19 protein-coding genes are annotated in these 24,062 nt (G+C 74.0%); 8 read left to right on the top strand and 11 right to left on the bottom strand.

Going from position 1 to position 24,062, the window contains the following annotated elements:
• The first annotated feature begins 110 nt into the window (after positions 1-110).
• Both asnB (DSM104329_RS26030) and DSM104329_RS26025 read left to right on the top strand, forming a co-directional pair.
• Positions 111-1,934, top strand: coding sequence for an asparagine synthase (glutamine-hydrolyzing) (gene asnB / locus DSM104329_RS26030; RefSeq protein WP_259312781.1), 1,824 nt, complete (start codon positions 111-113; stop codon positions 1,932-1,934).
• Entirely contained in the window at positions 1,931-2,950 is a 1,020-nt protein-coding gene (locus DSM104329_RS26025) for a glycosyltransferase family 4 protein (protein ID WP_259312780.1), read from the top strand. Before asnB (DSM104329_RS26030) ends, DSM104329_RS26025 begins: the two co-directional genes overlap by 4 nt.
• Here the strand turns inward: DSM104329_RS26025 and DSM104329_RS26020 are convergent.
• The 5 genes from DSM104329_RS26020 to DSM104329_RS26000 form a co-directional block, all read right to left on the bottom strand.
• Positions 2,905-3,450, bottom strand: coding sequence for a DoxX family protein (locus DSM104329_RS26020; RefSeq protein WP_259312779.1), 546 nt, complete (start codon positions 3,448-3,450; stop codon positions 2,905-2,907). The genes DSM104329_RS26025 and DSM104329_RS26020 overlap by 46 nt on opposite strands.
• Before the next feature lie 62 nt (positions 3,451-3,512).
• Positions 3,513-4,307 carry a glycosyltransferase family 2 protein gene (locus tag DSM104329_RS26015; protein ID WP_259312778.1) on the bottom strand — a complete coding sequence of 265 codons (795 nt, stop codon included), beginning with the start codon at positions 4,305-4,307 and terminating at the stop codon, positions 3,513-3,515.
• Positions 4,304-5,452 (bottom strand): glycosyltransferase family 4 protein, encoded by a 1,149-nt coding sequence (locus tag DSM104329_RS26010; protein WP_259312777.1) that lies wholly within the window; start codon positions 5,450-5,452, stop codon positions 4,304-4,306. The genes DSM104329_RS26015 and DSM104329_RS26010 overlap by 4 nt, the downstream gene beginning before the upstream one ends.
• Positions 5,453-5,465: 13 nt before the next feature.
• A complete protein-coding gene (locus tag DSM104329_RS26005; RefSeq protein WP_259312776.1) occupies positions 5,466-6,164 on the bottom strand; it encodes a hypothetical protein in 699 nt (232 codons plus the stop codon).
• Entirely contained in the window at positions 6,157-7,716 is a 1,560-nt protein-coding gene (locus DSM104329_RS26000) for a DUF2142 domain-containing protein (RefSeq protein WP_259312775.1), read from the bottom strand. The genes DSM104329_RS26005 and DSM104329_RS26000 overlap by 8 nt, the downstream gene beginning before the upstream one ends.
• Positions 7,717-8,029: 313 nt before the next feature.
• Here DSM104329_RS26000 and DSM104329_RS25995 point away from each other — a divergent pair, with 313 nt between their 5' ends.
• Both DSM104329_RS25995 and DSM104329_RS25990 read left to right on the top strand, forming a co-directional pair.
• Positions 8,030-9,214, top strand: a complete 1,185-nt coding sequence (locus DSM104329_RS25995) for a glycosyltransferase family 2 protein (RefSeq protein WP_259312774.1) — start codon at positions 8,030-8,032, stop codon at positions 9,212-9,214.
• A 63-nt stretch (positions 9,215-9,277) separates the two neighbouring features.
• Positions 9,278-10,765 carry a carboxypeptidase-like regulatory domain-containing protein gene (locus tag DSM104329_RS25990; protein WP_259312773.1) on the top strand — a complete coding sequence of 496 codons (1,488 nt, stop codon included), beginning with the start codon at positions 9,278-9,280 and terminating at the stop codon, positions 10,763-10,765.
• 4 nt (positions 10,766-10,769) lie between these two features.
• On the opposite strand, the gene DSM104329_RS25985 is transcribed toward DSM104329_RS25990, so the two are convergent.
• From DSM104329_RS25985 to DSM104329_RS25970, 4 genes are read right to left on the bottom strand one after another with little or no spacing between them, the layout of a single operon-like run.
• Positions 10,770-11,459, bottom strand: coding sequence for a hypothetical protein (locus DSM104329_RS25985; RefSeq protein ID WP_259312772.1), 690 nt, complete (start codon positions 11,457-11,459; stop codon positions 10,770-10,772).
• On the bottom strand, positions 11,452-12,942 hold the full coding sequence (locus DSM104329_RS25980) for a DUF2142 domain-containing protein (protein WP_259312771.1): 1,491 nt from the start codon (positions 12,940-12,942) through the stop codon (positions 11,452-11,454). Before DSM104329_RS25980 ends, DSM104329_RS25985 begins: the two co-directional genes overlap by 8 nt.
• Positions 12,943-12,951: 9 nt before the next feature.
• Positions 12,952-13,407, bottom strand: a complete 456-nt coding sequence (locus DSM104329_RS25975) for a DUF2304 domain-containing protein (protein ID WP_259312770.1) — start codon at positions 13,405-13,407, stop codon at positions 12,952-12,954.
• 5 nt (positions 13,408-13,412) lie between these two features.
• Positions 13,413-14,180 (bottom strand): glycosyltransferase family 2 protein, encoded by a 768-nt coding sequence (locus tag DSM104329_RS25970; RefSeq protein ID WP_259312769.1) that lies wholly within the window; start codon positions 14,178-14,180, stop codon positions 13,413-13,415.
• 132 nt (positions 14,181-14,312) lie between these two features.
• Here DSM104329_RS25970 and DSM104329_RS25965 point away from each other — a divergent pair, with 132 nt between their 5' ends.
• Positions 14,313-15,335: a glycosyltransferase family 2 protein gene (locus DSM104329_RS25965; RefSeq protein WP_259312768.1), complete on the top strand. Its 1,023-nt coding sequence runs from the start codon at positions 14,313-14,315 to the stop codon at positions 15,333-15,335.
• On the opposite strand, the gene DSM104329_RS25960 is transcribed toward DSM104329_RS25965, so the two are convergent.
• Positions 15,332-17,530 carry a glycosyltransferase family 39 protein gene (locus DSM104329_RS25960; RefSeq protein WP_259312767.1) on the bottom strand — a complete coding sequence of 733 codons (2,199 nt, stop codon included), beginning with the start codon at positions 17,528-17,530 and terminating at the stop codon, positions 15,332-15,334. The two genes, DSM104329_RS25965 and DSM104329_RS25960, sit on opposite strands and share 4 nt — an antisense overlap.
• Before the next feature lie 14 nt (positions 17,531-17,544).
• A complete protein-coding gene (gene asnB / locus DSM104329_RS25955; protein WP_259312766.1) occupies positions 17,545-19,386 on the bottom strand; it encodes an asparagine synthase (glutamine-hydrolyzing) in 1,842 nt (613 codons plus the stop codon).
• 277 nt (positions 19,387-19,663) lie between these two features.
• Between asnB (DSM104329_RS25955) and DSM104329_RS25950 the strand changes: the two genes are divergently transcribed.
• From DSM104329_RS25950 to DSM104329_RS25940, 3 genes are all read left to right on the top strand, one after another.
• Complete coding sequence (locus tag DSM104329_RS25950) at positions 19,664-21,193, top strand: hypothetical protein (RefSeq protein WP_259312765.1); 1,530 nt, start codon at positions 19,664-19,666, stop codon at positions 21,191-21,193.
• A gap of 124 nt (positions 21,194-21,317) precedes the next feature.
• Positions 21,318-23,306, top strand: a complete 1,989-nt coding sequence (locus DSM104329_RS25945; protein ID WP_259312764.1) for a hypothetical protein — start codon at positions 21,318-21,320, stop codon at positions 23,304-23,306.
• Complete coding sequence (locus DSM104329_RS25940) at positions 23,273-24,049, top strand: L,D-transpeptidase family protein (protein WP_259312763.1); 777 nt, start codon at positions 23,273-23,275, stop codon at positions 24,047-24,049. The genes DSM104329_RS25945 and DSM104329_RS25940 overlap by 34 nt, the downstream gene beginning before the upstream one ends.
• The last annotated feature ends 13 nt before the right edge of the window (positions 24,050-24,062 follow it).

Here is a 24,062-nt window from a genome sequence, read left to right as displayed (position 1 = left end):
CCGTGGTCGGACGTCTGGGCGTCCAGGCCCGCTGAGCGGGCACCAGCAGCCGAACGTCGCGCAGCCGGGGCGCCGGAGGCTCGTGCGGCGCCACTACCCTCGGCCACCGCATGTGCGGGATCGCGGGCATCGTCGGCGGCGCGCCTCCGGATCCCCGGATGCTCGAGGCCATGGCGCTCGCGGTCGCCCACCGGGGGCCCGACGGTCAGGCGACCTGGCACGACGAGACGTGCGGGCTCGCGTTCCGGCGCCTGGCGATCATCGACCTCGACGACCGCTCGATGCAGCCGATGACGCTCGGGCCGCTCACGCTGGTCTTCAACGGCGAGATCTACGACTACCGCGAGCGGCGCGACGAGCTGCGCGCGCTCGGCCACGAGTTCCGCACGGAGGGCGACGCCGAGGTCCTCCTGCACGCGTGGGCGCAGTGGGGCGAGGGGGCGCTCGACCGCCTCAACGGCATGTTCGCGTTCGGGCTCTGGGACGCGGCGCGGCGCGCCCTCACGCTGGCGAGCGACCCGTTCGGCGAGAAGCCGCTGCTGTGGGCGCGCGACGGCGAGCGCCTGCTGTTCGCCTCGGACGTGCGCGCGCTCCTCGCGGCGCGCCCCGAGCTCGACGCCCCCGACCCCCGCGCGCTCGCGCCCTTCCTCGCGCTCGGCGCCATGCCGTCCGGCGGCGACACGTTCTTCGCGGGCGTGCGCCGCCTCCCCGGCGCGCACCTGCTGCGTTTCCGCGACGGCCGGGTGACGCAGCGCCGCTACTGGACGCCACAGCCGATCGACACCCCCCGCGAGCCCGCCGCCGCGGCCGCCCACCTGCGTGGGCTGCTGCTCGACGCCATCGCTCTGCGCCTGCGCGCCGACGTCCCCGTCGGCACGTCGCTGAGCGGCGGCGTCGACTCGTCCGGGATCGTCGCGCTCAGCGCCCAGCTCGCCGGCGACCACCGCCGCCACGCGTTCACCGCCCGCTTCCCCGGCTTCGAGCGCGACGAGTGGTCCTACGCGCACGAGACCGCGCTCGCGGCCGGCGTCGTCGAGCACCACGCGGTCGAGCCGACCGCCGCCGACCTGCTCGCCGACCTCGACGCGCTCGTGTGCGACCAGGAGGAGCCCGCCGCGAGCACGTCGGTGTACGCGCAGTGGCGCGTCGCCCGCGCGGCGCGCGAGGCGGGCGTCACGGTGATGCTCGACGGCCAGGGCGCCGACGAGCTGTTCGCCGGCTACCCGGCGCTCATCGGCTGGGCGGCCCGCTCGCAGGGCCCGCGAGCCGCCGCCCGCGCACTGCGCACCCCGGGCGAGCGCGAGTGGCTGGTCCGCGCGCTCGGGGCCGAGCGCCTGCCGGAGCCGCTCGCCCGCCGCCACCGGATCGGCCTCGCCACGCCCTACGCCACCGCGGACGCGAAGGCCGCCGGTGCCGCCGCGACCCGCCCGCCCGACCGCGGCGGCCGCGACCCGCTGCGCCGCGAGCTGCTGCGCGAGGCGTTCGCCACCCGGCTGCCCGAGCTGCTGCGCTACGCCGACCGCGACTCGATGGCCCACGCCCGCGAGGTGCGCCTGCCGTTCCTCGACCGCCGCATCGCCGAGTTCGCCCTCTCGCTGCCGGCGCAGCTGCTGTACCGCGACGGCGAGACCAAGGCCGTCCTGCGCGACGCGCTGCGCGGCACGGTGCCCGACCGCGTCCTCGACCGCCGCGAGAAGGTCGGCTTCGAGCCGCCGCAGGCGCGCTGGATGGCCGACCCCGCGCTCGCCGCCCACGCCCGCGACGTCCTGCTCGACGCGGGCGCGCGCACGGCCGCGCTCGTCGACCGTTCCGCGCTCGAGGCCGACGCTCGCGCCGGGACCTGGCGCGATCCCGCCGGCGCGTGGCGCGCGCTCAGCCTCGAGCTGTGGCTGCGGGCGTTCGAGCGGGTCCCGGAGCCGGTCGCCGCCGCATGACGCGCCGCGTCCTGCACATCCTGCCGCACCCGGGCGGCGGCGCGGAGACGCACATCGACCTGCTCGAGCGGCTGCCCGGCTACGTCCACGCCCGCGCCGCCCTCTCGACCGGGCGCATGCCCGCGCAGGGCGCCGCCTCGATCCCGCGCAACTGGCCGCGCATCCTGGGCGAAGCGCGCCGCGCCGACCTCGTCAACGTCCACGGCGACCTGCCGGCGATGCTGTCGATCCCGATGCTGCGCGCCGGCCCGTCGCTGTGGACGACGCACGGCCTGCACTTCTCGCGCCGCTCCCACGGCGCCCGCGGCGCCGCGGTGCGGCGCGCGCTGCGCGCCGCCTGCGCCGCCGCCGAGGTCACCGTCTGCACCTCCTACGCCGAGCGCGACGAGCTCGCGCCGCTGCACGCCGGCCGCCTGGAGGTCGTCCACAACGCCATCGAGCCCCCGCCGGCCGTGGACCGCGCCGCCGTGCGCGCCGAGCTCGGCCTGGGCGACGGCGAGGTCGCGATCCTCTACCTCGGCCAGCTCGAGGCCCGCAAGGACCCGCTGCTCGCGGTCCGGGCCGCGCGCGGCCTCTCCGGCACGACGATGCTCGTCGCCGGCGACGGCCCGCAGCGCGACGAGCTCGCCGCCGCCGGCGCGCGCATGCTCGGCTTCCGCCGCGACCCCGAGCGGCTCCTGGCGGCGGCCGACGTCCTGGTCATGCCGTCGCGCCACGAGGGCCTGTCGTTCGCCGTGCTCGAGGCGCTCGCGTCGGGCACGGCGTGCGTGGTGTCCGACGGTCCCGGCAACCCGGAGGCGGTCGGCGACGCCGGGATCGTCTTCCCGGCCGGCGACGAGGCCGCCCTGCGCACCGCGCTGCAGCGGCTGGCCGCCGATCCGGCGGAGCGCGAGCGGCGGGCGGCGGGGGGCCGGGCCCGCGCCGCCGCCGAGTTCTCCGTCGCCCGCTTCCTGGCGCGGATGGGCGCGCTCTACGCCGCGGCCGGGGCGCTCGCGGAGGACGCGCCGTCGCCCTGACCGGCGCTCTGGAGCTTGGCGTGCTCGCGGCTCCCGAGCTCCATCGCCGCGAAGCCGCCCGCCACGCCGGCGGCGACCGACGCGAGGGCGATGAGCGAGCCCGCCCCCTCGCCGCTGCCCACCGACAGGGCCCCGGGACCCTCGTCGGCCAGCACGAACACCGCCGCGATGAGCAGCAGGTTGAACTCGTAGCCGCCCTCGGTGTTGAAGAAGCCCTTCTCCTTGTGGACCTTCCAGATCGCCGTCGTCATCGTGCCCGTCAGCGCCATCGCGGCCACGGGCACCGCCGTCCCGGCCGCCAGGAGCGCGCCACCGCCGAACTCCGACACGCCGGCGGCCGCCGCGTTGCGCTTGCCGGGCGCCATCTGCAGCCCCTCCTCGAAGAACTTCCCGGTGCCCTCGAGGCCATACCCACCGAACCAGCCGAACAGCTTCTGCGCCCCGTGTGCCATGAACGCGCCGCCCACGATGATGCGCAGCAGCGCCAGTCCCCACCTCATGCGTCCATCTCCCTTCGCGAGACCTGCCGTCGGGACACCCCTACCCCCGCAGACCCGCCCCCTCACGGCGCCTGGCCCAGGCGCCGCCGCCGCGCCCGCTTGACCGTCATCGGCGTGAGGTAGGACACGACGGGCGCGACCAGCCCGGAGGCCCCCCGCAGCGTCCGGCGCCGCCGCAGGGCCCGCACGCGGATCGCGATCGCCTCGCGCGTCTGCGCCCGCTCCGCGCGTGCGGCGACGTTCGCCGACCCCATGACCCGGGTCGCGAGCACCTCGTCGAGCGCGACGACCCGCCAGCGCTCGGCCAGCCGCAGCCACAGGTCGTACTCCATCGCGTAGCAGTAGCGCGGGTCGTAGCCGCCGGCGGCGAGCACGGCGTCGCGGCGCAGCGCCGCCGACGTGTTCGGGATCGGGTTGAAGTGCGCGAGCGCCTTCCGCACGTCGCCCGAGGCGAACGTCGTGCGAGGCGCCAGCTCGCGGCCGGCCCCGTCGACCTCGCGCATCCGGCATCCCACGACCGCCACGTCCGCCCAGCGATCGAGCACCGACAGCTGGCGCTCGAGCCGCTGCGGCGCGGAGAAGTCGTCGGCGTCCTGCACCGCGACGACCGGCGCGCGCGCCGCCTCGATCCCCGCGTTCAGCGACCGCGCGATCCCGACGTTGCGGCCCATCTCGAGCACCCGGACGCGCGGGTCGCGCGCCGCCGCCGCGTGGGCGATCGCCGCCGAGTCGTCGCTCGAGCCGTCGTCGATCACGATCAGCTCGAGGTCCGCCACCGTCTGGGTGAGCACCGCGTCGATCGCCCGGGGCAGCGTCGCCGCGCTGTCGAACGCCCCGATGAGGACGCTCGCCCTCACGGCCGCCGCGCGTAGATCTCCGCGACCTGCTCGACCGAGCGCGACAGCGCCACGCGTGGGGCGTTGCGCTGGAACCACGCGGCGGTCGACCGGCGCAGCGCCATGCCCTCGTCGTGGATCTGCAGGATCGCCGACGCGAGGTCCTCGGCGGACGTGCTCGCCGCCACGATGCCGTTCTCGCCGTCGGCGACGAGCTCGGTCGCCGCGTTGTCGGGGTCGTCGACGACGATGCTCGGCGTCCCCCACGACGCGGCCTCGACGACGACCATCCCGTAGCCCTCGCGCCGCGACGGCAGGACCATGCACAGTGCCCGCGACATCGTCTCGTCGATGCGCTCCCCGTCGACGAAGCCCGGCACCTCGATGACGTCGTTCAGCCCGTGGCCGGCCACCATGGCCTCGACCTTCGCGCGCTCCGGGCCGTCGCCGAAGATCACGCAGCGCAGGTCGGGCAGCCGCTCGCGGGCGCGCTCGATCGCCGGGACGAGGTCCGGCACGCGCTTCTCCGGGATGTGGCGGCCGGCGAACATGACCAGCGGCTGGGACTCGGTGACGTCGCTGAGCTCGTGCGTGCCGGTGTAGAGCCCGCTCAGCACGGTCACCGGGTCGCGCAGGCCCTCCTCGTGGCAGCGGCGGGCCGTCATCTGCGCGAAGCAGAACGGGCGCTGGCGGATCTTCAGGCACAGCTTCTGCACCGCCCAGCCGACGAGGCCCTTCGCCGTGCCGAGGTACTCCTCCCAGTAGGCGCGCGTCCACACCTCGTGCCAGTCGACGAACAGCGAGTAGCGCCCCGAACGACGGGCGGCCGCCGCCGCGATGACCGAGAAGTACGGAAAGGCGGCCGTGTGGACGATGTCGTAGCGGCGCCCGTGGCGCAGCAGGTGCCACAGCACGCCGAGGCCGAAGACGATCGGCGGCGTGATCTTGCGCCGCCCGCCGGGCGTGTAGAGGCTCATCTCGCCGATGACCGCGATGACGTCGACGCCCGGCACGCCCGGGTCCGCGCCGCGGGGCCACTGGCGCCGAGTGAGGTAGGTGACGTCGTGCCCGGCCTCCGCGAGGCGCTCGCCGAGGTTGCGGTACCAGCGCTCGGCGCCGCCGATCGTGTGCGGGTACAGGCAGTCGTAGACCAGGCAGATGCGCATCGGCGGCCGCAGGCTACCGGCGCGTGGCGGCGTCCTCGTCGTCGCGCAGCGCCCGCAGCGTCGCGTAGACCGCGGCGCCCGGGACGGCGACGACGACGAGCACCAGCAGCAGCGCCAGCGAGAACCAGCCCACGATCGGGGCCTGGAAGAAGGCCGCGCGGTCGAGCACGGTGCGCAGCCGGGAGATGGTCGACCGCGAGGGTCCTTCGAGCAGGACGATGCCCAGCCGCGGCTCGATCGCCCTGCCGTCGACGAGCGTCTTCGTCCGCGCCCGGACGCGGTCCTCCAGTGAGGCGGCCAGGATCGCCGGGCGGTCCCCGGCGGACGAGGCGCACACCGTGGCCAGCACCGAGCGCCGGGGCGGGTCGATCGGCGTGTCGTAGATGCCGTCGCTGCCCGTCCCCCGCCCGGGCCCGGGCGGCGACAGCGCCTCCTGCGACCAGCCGGGCGCGCGCAGCGTCACGCGCAGCCGCGGGACGTCGGGGACCGGCGACGCGCTGTAGATCCGCACGACCCGCGTGGTCGTATCGACCGGCACCTCGCGCTGACAGGCCTCCTGTCCGGGCTTGAGCGTGAGCGGCTCGGCGGTGATGATCGGCGGCGGCGTCGCGACCGCGGTGACGGCGACGCGGTCGCGCAGCAGCAGCTTCGCCATCGCGAACGCGCCGACGAGGAGCACCACGAAGAGCGTGACGAGCGCGGCCCTACGCATAGAACCGCACCAGGCTCACGAGGATCCCGCCGACGCAGAGGACCGCGCCGGTCGCCAGCACGAACGCGCCGAGCACGACGCCGACGCGTCGCGGCAGGAGCGCGACGACCGACGCGACCGCGACCCCGAGGATCGCGGCCAGGCAGACCAGGTAGCGGCCGGCCAGCAGGCTGGCGTGGGCCGGCGAGCTGATGTCCTGCCATGCGGCGACGTGCAGGAGGACCAGCATCGAGACGAGGAAGGCCACCAGCACGACGATCTGCGCGGCATGGGCGCGCACGCGGCCGAGGTGGCGCACGACGAGCGCGAACAGGGCGATCAGGCCGAGCGCCTGCACGACCTGCAGGACGGCATAGACCGTGTCCCCGTACTGGACCTCGAGCGAGCCGAACTGGCCGGTGAGGAACTGCTGGACGTAGATCTGGCGGTAACCGGGGACGCCGCCCTCCCCGGGCGGCGGCAGCATGCCCGCCAGCGGCGAGAAGTAGAACTGCCAGACGTAGCTCGCCAGCCCCCCGAGATTGGTGAGGCCGCTGGAGCCGGAGCCGGTCAGCTCGCCGCTGAAGTTGCCGACGTCGGCATGGCGGTTGGAGTAGGCGAGCGCCGCGGCGAGCGCCACGCCCATCAGCGCCAGCGCGCCGCCGGCCACCAGCAACCGCCGGCCGCCGCCGGGCTCGCGCCGGGCGCGCCACAGGACGAGCGCGAGGACGATCGCGATCGCCGGCAGCAGGGCGAGACCGCGCGCGTGGATCAGGACGCCGGCCGCGCCGAGGGCGCCGAGGCCGAGCACGACGGGCACCCGCGGGCCGAGCCGCAGCGCGGCCAGGCCGAGCGCGATCGCCGCCGTCGTCACCGCGGTCAACGCGATCTCCGGGTTGATGACCCCCGACAGGAACGTGACCATGGGCAGCAGCGCCACGGCGCCGGTGCCGACCGTCTGCACGAAGCGCCGGCGGCGGCCGAACAGCTCGCCCATGATCAGCCACGAGAAGCCGACGACCAGCCACAGCAGCGGCAGGTTGGCGAGCCGCATGAGCAGCAGCCGCGCGGGCAGCGACCAGCCGCTGCCCACGGCGTAGGGGACCGTCTCGTACGCGTAGTACAGCGGCGGGTTCTGGGCGAGCGGGTTGGGCCCGGCGCCGTCGTCGCGGGCGGCGCCGCGCGCCGCGCGGCCGTACGCGTCCTGCTCGGCCTGCGACCACGCCGGCCGGGTTCCGTCGTTGCGGGCGAGGGCGTCGAGGTTGGCCCAGAACAGCAGGGCGCGCGCCTCGGTCGAGACGTCGCGCGGACCGCTGGGCGTGCCGGTCTCGCCGCCGTGCGGGCCGTCGCCCGTCTCCGCCAGCTGCTGGACGTACGCGGCGTGGCCGATCTCGTCGGGGCCGTCGAGCGGTGCGGTGACGACCGCCCAGGCGACCGAGAGGACGGTCGCGGCCAGCAGGAGCGCGACCAGGGGCCGCGGCACGCGCCGCACCGCGGTCCCGGCCGCGGCCAGCCGGCGGCGCAGCGCGGAGTCGCGCGGGGGTGCCGGCGCCGTCAGCTCGGCGCCGGCCACGCAGCAGTCTCCATCGCCGGCGAGGTGCCCATGGACCGGAAGCAGGCTAGAAGACGGTGGCGAAAGGCGTCCCGACCCCCACCGTGGCCAGTGGGCCCCCGGGAACGCTGCACCCGATATGCGGGGCGCCGATCACCGCCAGGCTGTGTCCTCGACCACTCGAAATCCCAGAGGGATTCCTTCGGGTCTGCGTCCTTGCCTGGCGGCGCCGGCATCCCCGCATTTCGAGCACAGCGTCCCCCGGGAGACCCACTAGAGTGTCGAATCGGAATCCGCGCGACCTTCAGCCTCGTTGCGCGTTGTCTGTCATCGGATGAGCACCATCGAGCAGAGCGCCCTGCGTGGTCCGGGCGCCCCGGTCCGGACGCCGCTTGTGTCGGTCGTGATCCCCTGCCTCAACGAGGCGGAGAACATCGAGGAGTGCGTGCGCCGCGCCCGCGCGGCGATGGACGGCGCGAACATCCCCGGCGAGGTCGTCGTGGCCGACAACGACTCCTCGGACGGCTCCGCCGAGCTCGCCGCGGCCGCCGGCGCCCGCGTGGTGCACGAGCCGCGCCGCGGCTACGGTTCCGCCTACCTGGCGGGCTTCGGCGCCGCGCGCGGGGAGTACATCGTCATGGGCGACGCGGACCTCACGTACGACTTCAACGAGATCCCGCGCTTCGTCGCCGAGCTCGACCAGGGCGCCCAGCTCGTCATGGGCGACCGCATGGGCAACATCCATCCGGGCGCCATGCCGTGGCTGCACCGCTACGTCGGCAACCCGGTGCTCACGGGCATCCTCAACCTCTTCTTCCGCACCGGCGTCTCGGACGCCCACTGCGGCATGCGCGGGTTCCGCCGCGACATCCTGCCGATCCTCGACCTGCGCACGACCGGCATGGAGTTCGCCTCCGAGATGGTCATCCGGGCCTCGAAGGAGAAGCTGGACATCCGCGAGTTCCCGATCGAGTACCACCCGCGCGGGGGCGAGTCGAAGCTGTCGAGCTTCCGCGACGGCTGGCGCCACCTGCGCTTCCTGCTCGTCCACAGCCCGACGCACCTCTTCGTCATCCCGGGCACCGTGCTGCTGCTCCTGGGCGCGCTGATCATGGGCATCGTCCTGTCCGAGGTGAGCATCCTCGGGCGGGTGTGGGGCATCCACGCCGAGCTGGCCGGCGCGATGATGGTCATCGGCGGCACGCAGATCGTGGGCCTCGGCCTCGCGGCGCATGCCTACGGCTCCTACTTCATGGGCGAGCGCGACCCGTGGTTCGACCGCATGCGCGCGCGCTTCCGGCTCGAGCACGGCCTCATGCTCGGGGGCGTCCTGCTCTTCGCCGGCCTGATCATGTGCGTGGTCATCTTCATCGCCTGGGCGCACCGCGGCTTCGCGGACCTCGGCAACGGCGGCGCGGCGGTCCTGGCCACGACGCTGGTCATCCTCGGCATGCAGGTGTTCTTCACCTCGTTCCTGCTGTCGATCCTCGGGCTGCGCCGCATCGACAACGCGCGATAGCCGCAGCCGGGCCGCGGACAACTACGGCGGCGGCGGCGCCGGGCGGCTCATAGGGTTCCGGGCATGCTCCGAGCGGCGCGCATCCTGCTGGCGGCCACGGCCATCGTCGCCACGTCCGGCGTCGCGGCGGGCGCGGCCGGCGCCGCGGGCATGCAGGGCACGGTCCGCGGTGAGCTCGGAGCGCCGCTCGCCGGCGCCACCGTCAGCATCTCCGGGCCGATGTCGGCCGCCAAGCGCACGAAGGCGGACGGGACGTACACGGTCCAGGGGCTCGTCGACGGCTCCTACACCGTCCGGTTCTCGCCGCCCGTGGGCTCGCCGCTGCGCGAGGAGTACTACGACGATCAGCCCGACGCCGCCCACGCCACGCCGGTGACCGTCCGCAGCGGGGCATGGACCCGGCCCATCGACGCGACGCTGACGCGGCCTCCCGCGACGATCACCGGACGCGTCACCGATGAGCGCACGGGTGACCGCATCAAGAACGTCGTCGTCCAGGCGACGGGCCCGACCGGAGCGACGGCGACGACCGGCGCGGACGGCCGCTACGCGCTCGGCGGGCTCGTTCCCGGCTCGTACACCCTGCGCTTCTCGCCCGCCTCCGGGGTCAACTACATCGTCGAGTTCTACGACGACGCGGCCGACGCCGCCCACGCGACACCCATCACGGTCGGCTCGGGCGCGACGCGGACCGCGGATGCGCAGTTGGCCCGGGGCGCGGTCCTGACGGGCTTCGTCAGCGACTCGGACGCGAACGGCATCGGCGGCGTGAGCATCGAGGTCGCCCACGGCACCGACCCGCCGGTCGGCACCGGGGTCACGAACACCTACGGCAGCTATCGCATCGTCGGCATCCGCCAGGCGCCCGGTGAGCTGGGCGAGTACGTCACGCGGTTCCGCAAGGAGGGCTACGTCGACGAGGACGCGCCGAAGCGCTACCTGCGCGCCGGCCAGACGTACACGACGAACGTCGTCATGCACCGCACGGACGAGCTGGCAATCCTCACCGGGCAGGTCACGAAGGCCGGCGGGGCGCCGCTGGAGGATGCGGTCGTCAAGGCGACCGACACCGCGGGCGTGAAGCAGTTCGGCGAGGCCACCACCGGGCCGGATGGCCGCTACCGCCTGGCGCTGCGCGGCGGGACGTACCGTGTCTGGTTCGCGGGACCCGAGGGCGCCGGCTACGCCGAACAGGGCCGCTCGATCACGCTGCCGTGGAACACGAGCACCACGATCGACGTCCAGCTCGTCGTGGGCGCGACGCTCGAAGGGCGCGTGACCGACACCCTCGGCGTCCCGCTCGACGACGTCCTGGTGGTGGTGCACCCATACCCGAGCCGCACGTTCGGCGTGTACACGTACACCGCGGCGGACGGCACGTACACGCTCGACAGGATCCCGCCCGGCCAGTACTACGTCGAGCTCGGCGACAGCCACCACTATCACCAGTGGTGGGACCACCAGCCGACCTACACGACGGCCACGGTGCTCACGCTCGCATCGGCGCAGACCGTGTCGGGCATCGACGCCTCGCTGACGCTGTTCCCCTGAGCCGCTACCCGTCGTCCGCCGCGGCCAGCCCGCGCCAGATCGCGTACAGGACTCCCGCCGGCACCCCCACCACCACGAGCAGCGCCAGCAGCGCCAGCGACACCGAGCCGACGAACGGCGGCTTGAACGCGGCGATGCGGTCGAGGATCTCCCCGGGACGGTCGGCGAGCGAGCGGTTGACGCCCTCCGTGAGCAGGAGGGTCATCTTGGGCTGGACGGGCTCGCCGTCCACGCTCGTGGTCGCCCGGTTCTGGATGCGGCCCTCGGCCGTCGCCTGCAGCTGCACCTTGCGCCGGCCTGCGTTCTCGACGCACACCTCGCCCAGGACGCTGCCCTGCGGCGGCGGCACCGCGGCGACCAGCGACGAGAGGCCCGCGTAGCCGCCCGGGATCGTCACGCCCGCCCGGTAGCCGGGGGCTCGGGCGGTGATCCGCAGCGGCGGCGTGGGCCCGTCCTGCTTGGCGGCGAGGAGGATCAGCGAGCGGGTCTGCGGGCTGAACGCGACCGAGCTCTCGCACGCGCGCGAGCCGGGCGACAGGGTGATCGGCGTGACCGTGCTGAACGCGGGCGGCGTCGGCGTGGAGGTGACGTCGGCGCGCTCCTTCGTCACCCACGGGATGCCCCAGACGAGCAGCGCGAGCACGATCAGCGCCCCGCACGCCGCCGGCAGCCACAGCGTGCGCCGGCTACGCATAGAACCTCGCGATCGTCAGCCCGAGGCCGCACAGGCCGAGGATCGTGAACGTCGTCAGGACGAGCGCCCCGAGCGCCGACCCGACCCGCCGGGGCAGGTTCACGCACACGTACGCGATCGCGATCCCCATGACCGGCAGCAGCGGCAACAGGTAGCGGCCGACGAGCAGCGGATCGAACGGCGGCCCCTGCAGGTCGCGGTAGGCCGAGACGTGCAGGACGACGAGCATGCACAGCACCAGGCTCGCCAGCACGACGATCTGCGGCCCGTGGCCGCGCAGCCGCTCGAAGCGCCGCACGATGATCCCGGCGAGCAGCAGCAGCCCGAGCGCGGCGGCGAACTGCATCGCGTCGTAGACCCACAGCGGGAACTGGATCTCGAGCGAGCCGAACGTGCCGGCGAGCCCCTCGATGTAGACCTGCCGGTAGCCGTAGGGCGGCCCCTGCGGGCTCATCGTGCGCAGCGGCGGCAGATAGAACTGCCAGAGGTAGGAGACGAAGCCCGACAGGTTGCCCGCGCCGGTGCTCGACGCCGCCTCGCCGCTGATCGACGCCCCGCCGCCGTGAGCGTTGGAGTACGCGACGGCGAGCCCGAGCCCCACGGCCAGCGTCCCGAACAGCCCGGCGACCCAGCCGAGCACCTTCATCCGCAGCGGCCGCGCGCGCCAGAGCAGCACCGCGAGCACGATGAGCAGCGGGCCGATGATCGCCAGGCCGCGGCCGTGGGTGAGCACGGAGAGCGCGGATAGCCCGCCGAGCGAGAGCAGCGCCCAGGGTCTCGGCCCGACCCGCACCGCGACGAGCGCCGCGTAGGCGAACGCCGCCCAGACCGTCGTGAGCAGGATGTCGGGGTTCACGACGCCCGACATGAACGCGAGCTGCGGCAGGAGCCCGACGCTGCCGGCGGCGATCGTCTGGGCGCGGCGGCGGCGGCCGAACACCTCGCCGGCGGCCAGCCACGTGAACGCGACGATCAGCAGGTACAGCGGCAGGTTCGCGAGCCGCATGAACAGCAGCCGCGTCGGCAGCTCGGTCCAGCGCGTGATCCAGTACGGGATCGCCTCGTAGCCGTAGTACAGCGGCGGGTTCTGGCCGACCGGGTTCGGGCCGCTGCCGTCCTTGCGCGCGCCCGCCGGCAGGTGGTCCTCGTACTGCGAGAAGCGCAGCTGCTCGATGCCCGTGTAGCCCGGGCGGGCGTCGACGATCCCGATCAGCGCGAGGAGGTTGCCCCACTTGTGCAGCTCCTGCTGCTCGCGCGACCAGCTCGCCCCGGCCGTGACGCCGAACGTGGGCCCGCTGCCGGTCTCGGCCAGGTGCTGGACGTAGCCGACGTGGTTGTGCTCGTCGGGGCCCTGCAGCGGGGCCATGACGACCGCCCACGCGACGCTGAGCAGCGTGCAGGCGACGAGCAGCCCTCGCAGTGGGCGCGGGATCGCGCGCACGCGGATCCGGGGACGGCTCTGGGCGGCGACGGCGACGGCCACGCGGGGCGGCTACCGGCGGCGCGCCCGGGGCGCTCCCACGGGCTCGATCACGTCGTCGTCGAGCCGCTGCGCGGCGGCCGCGGCGCGCGGCGCCGCGCCGATCGTGGCGCCGTCCTCGCGCGTCTCGGCCTCCTCGAGGCGTTCCTCGAGCAGCGCGAGCCGCTGGGCGAGCACCTTCGTCTGGTCGGCCAGCCGCGACACCGCCGCCGAGAAGTGCAGCAGGAGCAGGAGGACGAACGCGAACGCCACGAAGAACAGGGCGTTGGGCGGGTAGGCGATGCCGACCGCGCTGGCCAGCCGCGCGAGCCCGTCGCGCCAGACCGCCAGGCCGAGCAGCACGATCGCGCTGAACAGCCAGAGCAGGGCGTAGCGCTCGAGCAGCCGGCGCCGGCGCACCATCTCGAGCACGAACAGCAACAGCCCCGCGGCGCCGACGATCGAGACTAGCTGGATGCGATGGTCCATGCGAGCTAGAACCCCGTCTCCGCCGCGACCGGTGCGCTGCCCCCCGGCTCGGGCAGGGGGCGGCGCCGGAACAGGCCGACGAAGAGGGCGAGCAGGACCTTGACCATGTAGTACGCCGACTTGCCCGACGAGATCGACGACACGCCCCCGCCGCGCGCGTACATCCGCACCGGGATCTCCTCCATGCGCAGGCGGTGGTGGTGGAGCATCAGGATCGCCTCGACCTCGGGGTAGTCGTGCGGGTAGTCGGTGGCGAACAGCCGGATCGCTCGGCGGTTGTAGATGCGGAAGCCGGACGTGGGGTCGCTGATCGGCTGACGCACGAAGCGTGACAGCAGGAACGCGAAGATGTGGATGCCGGTGCGCCGGCTGATCGGGGCGGGGTAGCGGTGGTCGCCGCCGCTGAGCAGGAAGCGCGAGCCGCAGACGACGTCGAGCTCCGGGTGCGTGCGCATGTAGTCGACGAGCTTGCTCAGCTCGGCCGGGTCGTGCTGGCCGTCGCCGTCGACCTGGGCCATGACGTCGTAGCCGTGCTCGCGCGCGAACGTGAAGCCGGCCTGCACCGCGCCGCCGATGCCGAGGTTGAACGGGAGGCGCAGCACGCGGGCGCCCGCCGCCTTCGCGATGTCGGCGGTCGAGTCCGTCGACCCGTCGTCGACAACGACGACGTCCCACTCGGGGGCGTCGGCGTGGATGCGGCGGACGACGTCGCCCACGGTGGCCGCCTCGTTGTAGGCGGGCACCACGGCGACGTGGCGGAGGTCTGGGCGCACAGAGGTCATGACGGATGGACGCGGGCGAAAGTTGCGCTGCTGACCGGAGCCCGTGGGGGGCGGGCGGGAACGAATTGTACGTGCATGCCGGGCAGATCGCCGATCGGGCGGTCTCGTAGCATCGCCGGCCGAATGCCCGCGCGGCCCCGCCTCTCCGTCCTCGTCGTCACGTTCGAATCGGCGGCGGTCCTCCCGGCCCTCCTCGCCGCCCTGCGGCGGGAGCTCGCGCCCGGCGACGAGCTCGTGGTCGTCGACAACGGCTCCGGCGACCGCTCGGCCGAACTGGCGCGCGCCGCCGGCGCCCGCGTCATCGTCAATCGCGCGAACACCGGGTTCGCGGCCGCGTGCAACCAGGGCGCCGCGGCGACGACGGGCGACGTGCTCCTGCTGCTCAACCCGGACGCGGTCCCGGAGCCCGGCTTCCGCGACGCGATCGTCGGGCCGGGACTCGAGGGCTGGGACCTGTGGATGGGCCTCGTGCTCGACGGCGACGTCGTCAACACGAGCGGCGGCGTCGTGCACTTCACCGGCCTCGCCTGGGCGGGCGAGGCGGGGCAGCCGGCCCCGCCGCCCGGGGGCGGCGGGCAGCGGCCGGTCGGGTTCGCCTCGGGCGCGTGCCTGGCGCTGCCGCGCAAGGCCTGGGTGGCGCTCGGCGGCTTCTCGCCCGACTTCTTCATGTACCACGAGGACGTCGACCTGTCGCTGCGCATGCGCCTGCGCGGCGGGCGCGTGGGGGTCGACCCGGCGGCCCGCGTGCACCACGACTACGCGTTCGCCAAAGGGCCGGCGAAGTGGCGCGCGCTGGAGCGCAACCGCTGGGCGACGATCGTGCGCTGCTATCCCGGACCGCTGCTGGCCGCCGTCGCGCCGGCGCTGCTCGTCCTCGAGCTGGCGCTGTGGCCCGCCGCGCTGGCGGGCGGTTGGGGCGGCGAGAAGGCCCGCGCGTCGGTCGACGTGCTCGGCGCGCTGCCCCGCCTGCTGCGCGAGCGCCGCGAGATCCAGGCGACGCGGACCGTGAGCCCGGCGCGGTTCGCGGACGGCCTCACCGCCGATCTGTCGTCGCCGTACCTCGGCGCGCTGGGTCGCTCGCGGGTGCTGCGCCTCGCCCTGCGCGCCTACTGGTGGGGCGTGCGCGCGCTGCTGCGCAACGGCTAACCCGGCGTGACCTCGAGCACCTGCAGCCCGCGCGGGTGCTGCGGGTCGTGCCGGCCGGGCGCGCGCAGCTTGATCGCCGGGTACGGCCCGGAGCCGACGGGCACGTCCACGTCGACCTCCACCGTCCTGCCCTTCGGCACGCGGCCGCGCCGGTCGCCCACCACGTAGCGCTGGCCGCGATCGCTGCCCGGCAGGGTGCCGAGCACGATATGCACCGGCAGCGTGGTCCGGTCCTTGGACGCGGGGTACACCGCGAGCGTCGCCGCCGGTTGGCCGCGCAGGATGCGCCCCGTGTCGTCCGCCGTGCCGTACAGCGCCCAGGACGCGCGCGGCGGCGACGGCGTGCGCACGACCTCGACGCCGAAGCGCTCGGCGACGACCTGCGCGTCGCGGAAGCCGAAGCTGCGGTCCGAGGTCGCGCGCACGAACCACGGCCCGTCGCCCAGCCCGGGCCCGCTGACCGACGCCGGCCCGAGGCCGAACGAGTAGCCCGCGAACGACCCGTCCGGGAGGATCTGGAAGGACTCCGGGAACGGCTGCTGGAGGTCCGGCGTGGTCGGCAGCTGCATCGAGCGGTCGACCGACGAGTTCCAGAACGACGTGTCCCACCAGACGCCGTACGCGGAGGCGGGGTCGCCCATCGTCGAGAGGATGAGCTGGGCGCGCTGCCCGTCGGGGACGACCGCGTCGATCCAGTGCCGACCGTCGATGAACTCGGCGCTGACGCCCTTCTGCGTATCGGCGATCTTGCGCAGCGAATAGCCGGTCTCGACGAGGCAGAACGCGACGACCAGCCCGACGGCGGCCAGGCTCGCGGCCCGGGCGGCGTGCGTCCGCCGCGCCATCGCCAGCGCGACGACGAGCACGACGCCGGCGACGGCGACCATGTGCGCCAGGCTCACGTGCGGGAGGCCGATCGCGTTGCCGAGCTGGTACGTCCGCCCCGACAGCACGAGATGGAACGTCTGGTCGGGCGCCACGAGCGACGGCCCGGTCTGCGTCAGCTTGGCGCCGTAGACGATCCAACCCGCGAAGAGCGCGCCCAGGCCGAGCGGCAGCGCGGCGGCGCGGCGCTCGCAGACGAGCGCGGCCATCGCGATGAACAGCAGCGGCGCCAGGTAGTAGAGGTAGCGGCTGTTGATGCCCTGCGGCGTGTAGCGGGCGGTGAACGAGCCGACGGCGACGGTCAGCAGCGCGCCCGCGATGACGAGGACGAGCGCGTACGCGTGCTGGTCGCGCCCGGCCGGGCGCCACAGCGTCAGCAGCACCCACGCGAACGCCATCGCCAGCGGCAGCACCCCGACGCCGACGGCCACGTACGCGAGAAGCTCGCGGCTGAAGTCCCACAGGCCGGGAACGCTCAGCGCGCTGCTCGTCACGCCGACCTTCGAGTAGCCGCCGAAGAGGTTCGGCCGGACGACCGCGTAGACGACGAGCGCCGGGACCAGCAGCGCCAGGAGCACGCGGTGCTGGGACGCGGAGCGCTTCAGCGCCCGGCCGATCCGGGCGCGGCGCGGCTCGAGCGGATCGCCGCCCGTCCCGGCGTAGCGCAGCTCCTGCAGGACCACGCCGGCGATCAGCGCCGGGCCGAGCACGGCGAGCTGCGGCCGCGCCGAGAAGGCCAGCGCCACGCCGGCGAGGCCGAGCACGTCGGCCTTCGGCGACGGCCGCGCGATCGCGTGGTGGACGGCGAACGCCGCCCACAGCCACGCCGGGTACGCGGCGACCTCGGTCATCATCGTCGCGGCGGCGGCGATCCACGGGATGCCGACCGTCAGCAGCGCGACGAGGTAGGCGGCCCAGCGTTCGGCGACGACGCGCCGGGTGAGGAGGTACGCGGGGATCGCGGCCGACGCCATGATCAGCGCGTTGACGACGCCCATGATCTGGTGGGCGAGGTTCGTGTCGCGGATCGCCCACACCGGCGCGAGCAGCAACGGCTGCAGTTGCGACCACGAGTTGAAGTACCGGTCGCCCGGCAGCAGCGGGTGCAGCTCCTCGGCGATCAGGCGCGACTGCTTGACGTACTCGAGCTCGTCGGGCTGGATGAAGTACTGCGTGCACTGCAGCACGAACCAGATCGTCCACAGCGCGCCGAGGACGACGATGCCCACGAGCGGCCAGCGCACGCGTGCGAGCACCGCCGGCACGCGGCGCGCACGGGATTCGCGCAAGGGAACGGCGACGTCGGCCATGAGTTCGTCGGAGGCTAGGACGCGGCCCCGACGGCCGAGTTGCGCCGCGCCGGGTCGAACGCGTCGCGCCAGAGCTCGACGTTCATCGCCCGCCACAGCGCGTCGGGGTCCCGCCAGGCCCCCGCCCGCAGGTCCGCCTCGACCGCCCCGGCGTCGACGATCCCGCTCTCGCGTGCGGCCGGGTCCAGCAGCACCTCGGCGGCCCAGGCGAGGCCCGTCTCGGAGCCCAGCCACTGCGCCTGCGGCGGCTCGAAGCCCACCTTGTCGCGCCGGGCGAGCACCTCGGCCGGCACGAGGTCGCGCACCGCGTCGCGCAGCACCCGCTTCGTGACGCCGTCGTCGAGCAGGAAGCCGGGCGGCAGCGACAGCGCGAGCTCGGCGACGCGCCGGTCGAGGAACGGCAGGCGGACCTCGCGGCTGTGGGCCATCGAGTTGCGGTCGCCGTAGCGCAGCAGGTGGGGGAGGCTGATGAAGAACGCCTCGCGCAGGAGCTGGTCGCGCAGCGGGTCGCGCGTGCGCGGCCAGTCCGGCTCCTCGGGCGCCGCGGCGGCCCCGCGGGCGGCGGCCGCCGCGGTCGCGTAGGGCGAGGCGTGCCGGGCGCGCATCCGGGTCGCGACGGCCTGCGGCATGAGGTCCCGGGCGAGCGCGAGGCGCAGCGGCAGCCGCGTCGCCGGGTCGCGGGCGTAGGCGCGCGCCATCGCGCGCGGTCCCAGCGACCGCAGCGCGAAGCCCCGCGTCAGGATGTAGCCGGCCAGCAGCTCGTCGGCGCCCTGGCCGTCGAGCAGGACGGTCACGCCGGCCTCGCGCGCCGCCGCGAACACCGCCCACTGCGCGTACTGGTTGAGCTTGAGCACCGGCTCCTGCTGGGCGCCGACGAACGCCCGCAGGTCGCCCGCGAGCGTCTCGAGCGTCGGCTCGGCCGCGTGGTGCTCGACGACGCCGGCCGCCCGCGCGACGGCCTCGGCGTAGCGCCACTCGTCGCGCTCGTAGCCGGGGAAGCGGGCGGTGAAGGCGTGGCGGCGGTGGTCGCCGGCCAGGAACGCGGAGAGCGTGACGATCGCGCTCGAGTCGACCCCGCCGCTCAGCGACGTGCCGACCGGCACGTCGGAGCGCAGACGCAGCCGGATCGAGTCGAGCAGCAGCTCGCGCAGCTCGGCCACCGCGTCCGGATAGGCATCCGGCACCGGGACCGGCTGCGGGGCCCAGTAGCGGCGGATCGACAGGTCGCCGTCGCGCCAGCGCAGCACGTGGCCGCCGGGCAGCCGGCGGATGCGCGCGAAGAAGGTGCGGTCGACCGGCGGCATCGTGCCGTGCGAGACGAACGCGGCCATCGCGGCGCGATCGGGCGCGCCGCAGCCGGGCACGGCCTCCTGCAGCGCCTGCACGTCGGAGGCGAAGACGAGGCGGTCGTCGTCGTGCACGTACAGCAGCGGCTTCTCGCCGAACGGGTCGGCGGCCAGCGTCAGGGAGCGGTCGCGCTCGTCGTACACGCCGAACGCGAACATCGCGTTGATGCGGTCCAGGGCGCCCTCGCCCCACTCCATCCACGCGTGCAGCAGGACCTCGGTGTCGGACTCGGTGACGAAGGCGTGGCCGAGCGCCTCGAGCTCGGCCCGGCGCTCGCGGTAGTCGTAGACCTCGCCGTTGAAGACGAGCCGCAGCGGGCCGAGGCTCATCGGCTGCATCGCCCGGTCGGCGAGGTCGATGATCGCCAGCCGGCGGAAGGCCAGGCCGCAGCCGCCGGCCGCCCAGGTGCCCTGCCCGTCGGGGCCGCGGCGGGCCATCGCCTCGGCCATGCGCTCGAGCACGCCGGGCTCCGGCGCGGGCGAGCCGACGATGCCGCCGATGCCGCACATGCCGCCGAGCATAGGGGCGGGCCGGCCGGCCCCAGGGGTGCCGTCCGCAAAACCTGCGGTTGCCGTACTGAACACCTGCGGCCGGATTTCAGGAAAACGCCAGAGAAACCGACGCAACGGTTTTTTGCTCAAGGGCCGGCGGATTGCCTGAAAGGGCTTGTGCAATTTTTTCCACTTTTCCGGTAACCCGGTCTATGGTGTGGCGCTCCACCTTCCCGCGGTGGACACGGCAGTCCACATACAACCCACTCCATCTCTGGCAGGAGGATGAGTGCACATGATGTTCACCGGGGCCGGAGGCCCCATGGTGGGTCGGCGGGTGCTGCGCGCTCGCCGCGTGGTGGGAAGGGTCGCGGCTGTGGTCGCGGCGGCATTGGCGATCATCGCCATCGACGCGGGGGCGGCGAACGCCAGCCTCGCCCTGCTCAAGCCATCGCCCACTGATCTCGCGACGTTCAGCGGCCACGGCGGATTCTCGACCGACGGTCTCGGCCAGTTCGAGCCCGGCGGCACGATCCAGGCCGAGGTGCCGGCCGGCGCGACCGTCGTCCAGGCCTATCTCTACGGCACGTACTCCGGAACGACGGCGTTCGACCCGGCGACCAACGCCACGATCGACTTCGACGGCACGAACGTGGTCCTCGCCGGGCTGCCCGACGTGTCGCCCGGCTGCTGTTCGCTGAACGCGGCGCGGGCGACCGTCACCGCGCAGGTCGCGGCGAAGGTCGGGACCGCCGGCGGCATCACGGACTTCGTCATCGGCAACGACCCCCCGGGCCTCGAGGGCGTGGGGCTGCTCGTGATCTACTCGGCCCCGAGCCTGCCTGAGGTGACGATCGCCGCGCTCGACGGCGGCGCCGCCCAGGCGGGCGACACGGTGACGTTCCTGTTCGCCAACCCACTGGACACGACGGCTCCGGGCTTCGCCTCGACGATGGCCATCGGCAGCGGCTTCAGCTTCCAGGGCGGGCAGCCGGGCCACATCTGCGGTGGCGGCCAGTTCTCGACCATCGACATCAACGCCCAGCGGCTCACGAGCTGCGCCGGCAACTTCGACGACGGGGCGGCCGGAAACGGCGCGCTGATCACGGTCGGCGGCGTCGGTGACAGCATCGACAACCCGGTCGACCCGAACAGCAGCACGACCGGCGAGGACGACGAGCTCTACAACCTCGTCCCGCTGCTTCACCAGGGCGACACGCAGCTGAAGATCGACACGGCCAACCCGTCCGACGACGACAACGTGTTCCTCGCGGTGATCCAGATCACGGCGCGCGCGCGGGCCACGACGGTCAACTGCGACGACCCGGCCAACGCGAACAACCCGGAGTGCCAGGCGCCGCCGCCCAGCGCCCCGCCGCCGCCGCCGGCCACGCCGTCCTCGACGACGACGACGACCACCACCACCGCGGCGCCCGCGCCGCCTGCGCCCGTGGCGGAGTCGCCCGCGCCGCCGGTGACCACGACGACCACGACGACGGTTCCGTCGCGGACGCCGACCCGGATCGCCGTGCTGAGCGCCCGGCTCTCCGGCGCCCCGTCGCGCGGCTGCGTCTCGTCCTCCACAATCGCGGTGAAGGCGAGCGTCAGCGGCAGGCGATCGGGGATCCGGGTGCGGGTCAGGCTCGACGGCAAGGTGATCGCGAGCTCCACCAAGCGGTCCTTCACGGTGAAGGTGCCGGTGGCCTCACTCGACGCGGGACGTCACCGCCTGGTGGTGCGGGCGACGGGGCGCAACGCGCGCAGCTCCACCCGGAGCTACGTGCTGCGCAAGTGCTCGGCCGTGAGCCCCACGTTCACCGGCTGAGTCGGTCGACAACGGATACATCCAAGGAGCGCAGATGACACCCTCAGGGCCCGTTCAGGGACGGCCGAGGCGGTTCGCGGGACGCGCACGGGCCCCGAGGGGTCTGCTCGCGCTGTGCGCGGCGGTGGCGGCGTTGGCCGCCACCGCGGCGCCGGCGGTCGCGGCGCCGGACAACTTCGGCACCGACTTCCACCTCGGCTTCATCACGAACTTCCAGGGCAACGCCGAGAAGACGCTGTTCATCACCGGTGACACGGCGACCAACGGCACGGTGACCGTCGACGGGCTGGCGTTCTCCCAGAACTTCACGGTCACCCCGGGAACGGTCACGAGCGTCGTGCTGCCCGCCGCGGCCGAGATGCCGACGGGCGAGGGGACGGCCGCCGTGGCCGTCCACGTCACGGCGGCCGACGAGGTCGCGGTCTACGGCCTCAGCCGCATCCAGTTCTCGACGGACGCGTTCCTCGGCCTTCCGACGGACGTGATGGACGGCACGTACACCGTCACCGCTTGGCCGACGGGTCTCGGCGGGGTCGGCGAGTTCGGCTTCGTCGCGACCGCGGACAACACGACCGTCACGATCACGCCGACGGTCCTCACGGCGGGCGGCCACGCCGCCGGAACGCCCTACGACGTCACGCTGGACGCCGGCGAGATGTACCAGGTGCAGGCGGGCGTCGCCAACGAGGACCTGAGCGGCACGACCCTGCAGTCGGCGAAGCACATCGCCGTCTTCGCCGGCCACCAGTGCGCGAACATCCCGAACAACGGCTTCACCGCGTGCGACCACGTCGTCGAGCAGCTCTCGCCCAACCAGGCGTGGGGGACGTCGTTCCTCACGGTGCCGCTGAAGACCCGTCTCAACGGTGACACGTTCAAGTTCCTCGCCGCGGAGGACGGGACGACGGTAAGCGTCAACGGCACCCCGGTCGGCACCATCAACGCCGGAGAGTCCATCCAGCAGATCATCGCGGGCAACTCGACGATCACGTCGAACAAGCCGATCTACGTGGCCCAGTTCTCCAACAGCTCGTCGTTCGACGGGGTCACGTCGGATCCGTTCATGATGATGGTCCCGCCGTTCGAGCAGTACCAGACCGGCTACACGATCAGCACGCCGGCCACGGGCTTCCCGAACAACTTCCTGAACATCGTGGCGCCCGACGCCGAGATCGGCTCGATCAAGGTCGACGGCACGGTCGTGCCCGCCGCCGACTTCACGCCCATCGGCACCACCGGGTTCCAGGGCGCCCAGGTCGACATCGCGATCGGCAGCCACACGGTGACCGGCACGGGCAGTCCGTTCGGCGTGTTCGTGTACGGGTTCGCGTCGTTCGACTCCTACGGCTACGCGGGCGGACTCTCGCTCGCGCCGGTCGCACGGGTCGTGGCGGTCACGCTGTCGCCGCCGGCGGAGACGCTGCCGGTCGACAGCCAGGGCTGCGTCACCGCGACGGTCACCGACCAGAACGGCGCCCGGGTCGGCGGGGTCCGCGTGGACTTCACGGTGACCGGGGTCAACCCGCAGACGAGCTCGGTCACCGCGAACGCGACCGGCCAGGCCGTCATGTGCTACCAGGGCAAGAACAAGGGCGTCGACTCGATCACCGGCGCCGTCGGGCTCGTCACCGGCTCCGCGACGAAGACGTGGGGCGAGGGCGGCGGTGGCGGCGGTGGCGGTGGCGGCGGTGGCGGGACCACGCCGGCGCCGACCCCGGCTCCCACGCCGGCGCCGGCCCCGGAGCCGGTGCCCGTGACGGCGCCGTCCACCACGACGACCCCCACGACGGTTCCGTCCACGACCCCGCGCATCCGCGTGCTGAGCGCCCGGCTCTCGGGCACCCCGTCGCGCGGCTGCGTGTCCGCGTCCACGGTCACGGTGCGGGCGAGCGTGCGCGGCATGCGGTCCGGCTTCCGCGTGCGGGTCCGGCTCGACGGCAAGGTGATCGCCCGCTCGACGAAGCGGAGCTTCACCGTCAGCGTGCCGGTCGCCAAGCTGGACGCCGGGCGCCACCGGCTGGTCGTCACGGCCGGCGGGCGCAACGCCCGGACCTCGACCCGGAGCTACGTGCTGCGCAAGTGCTCGGCCGTCAGCCCCACCTTCACCGGCTGACGGCTCCGCTGACGGCGGTCGCTCTGGCGACCGCCGCCGGCGGGCCGGTCGGCGTCGCGGCGGCATCGTCCTCGGTGTCGCCGCGCGTCGAGGCGCAGAGCCTCGGCATGACCTACACGCGCGTGTCGGACGAGCGCGCGCACACGGGGTCGGCCGTCGTGCTGCGCCGGATGGCCGTGCGGGCGGAGCCGACCGACGACTCCAGGCGCGTGGGGACCGTGCGGGCGTCGACGTACCTCGGCAGCGCCGACAGCGTCCTCGTGCTGGGCCGGACGCGGGGCGTGGACAAGGACTGGTCGTACGTGCGCTATCCGGGGCTGGGCAACCGGACCGGCTGGGTGCACAGCGACTGGCTCGGGCCGACGTCGATCGTGCACGAGCGGCTGGTCATCGACCGGCGGCGGATGCAGGCGACGCTGTACCGGGGCAGGCGGGTGCTCGTGCGGGCGCGGATCGGGGTCGGGGCGTCCGGGTCGCCGACGCCGGCCGGGCATGGCTACGTGCGCGAGCGGCTCGTGCCGAGCAGGAAGAACTCGATCTACGGCGACCTGGCGTTCGGCCTGAGCGTGTACTCGCGCTATCGGACGGACTGGCCGGGCGGCGGGCAGGTCGGGGTGCACGGGACCAACGAGCCCGAGCTGATCCCGGGGCACATCTCCAACGGCTGCATCCGGTTGCGCAACGCCGACATCCGCCGGCTGGGGCGGCGGCTGAGCATCGGCACGCCGGTGGAGATCCGCTGAAGAGGGCCTGCCG

It is taken from the genome of Capillimicrobium parvum (assembly GCF_021172045.1).
GTDB lineage: Bacteria > Actinomycetota > Thermoleophilia > Solirubrobacterales > Solirubrobacteraceae > Capillimicrobium > Capillimicrobium parvum.
This window is presented reverse-complemented; position numbering and strand designations above follow the sequence as displayed.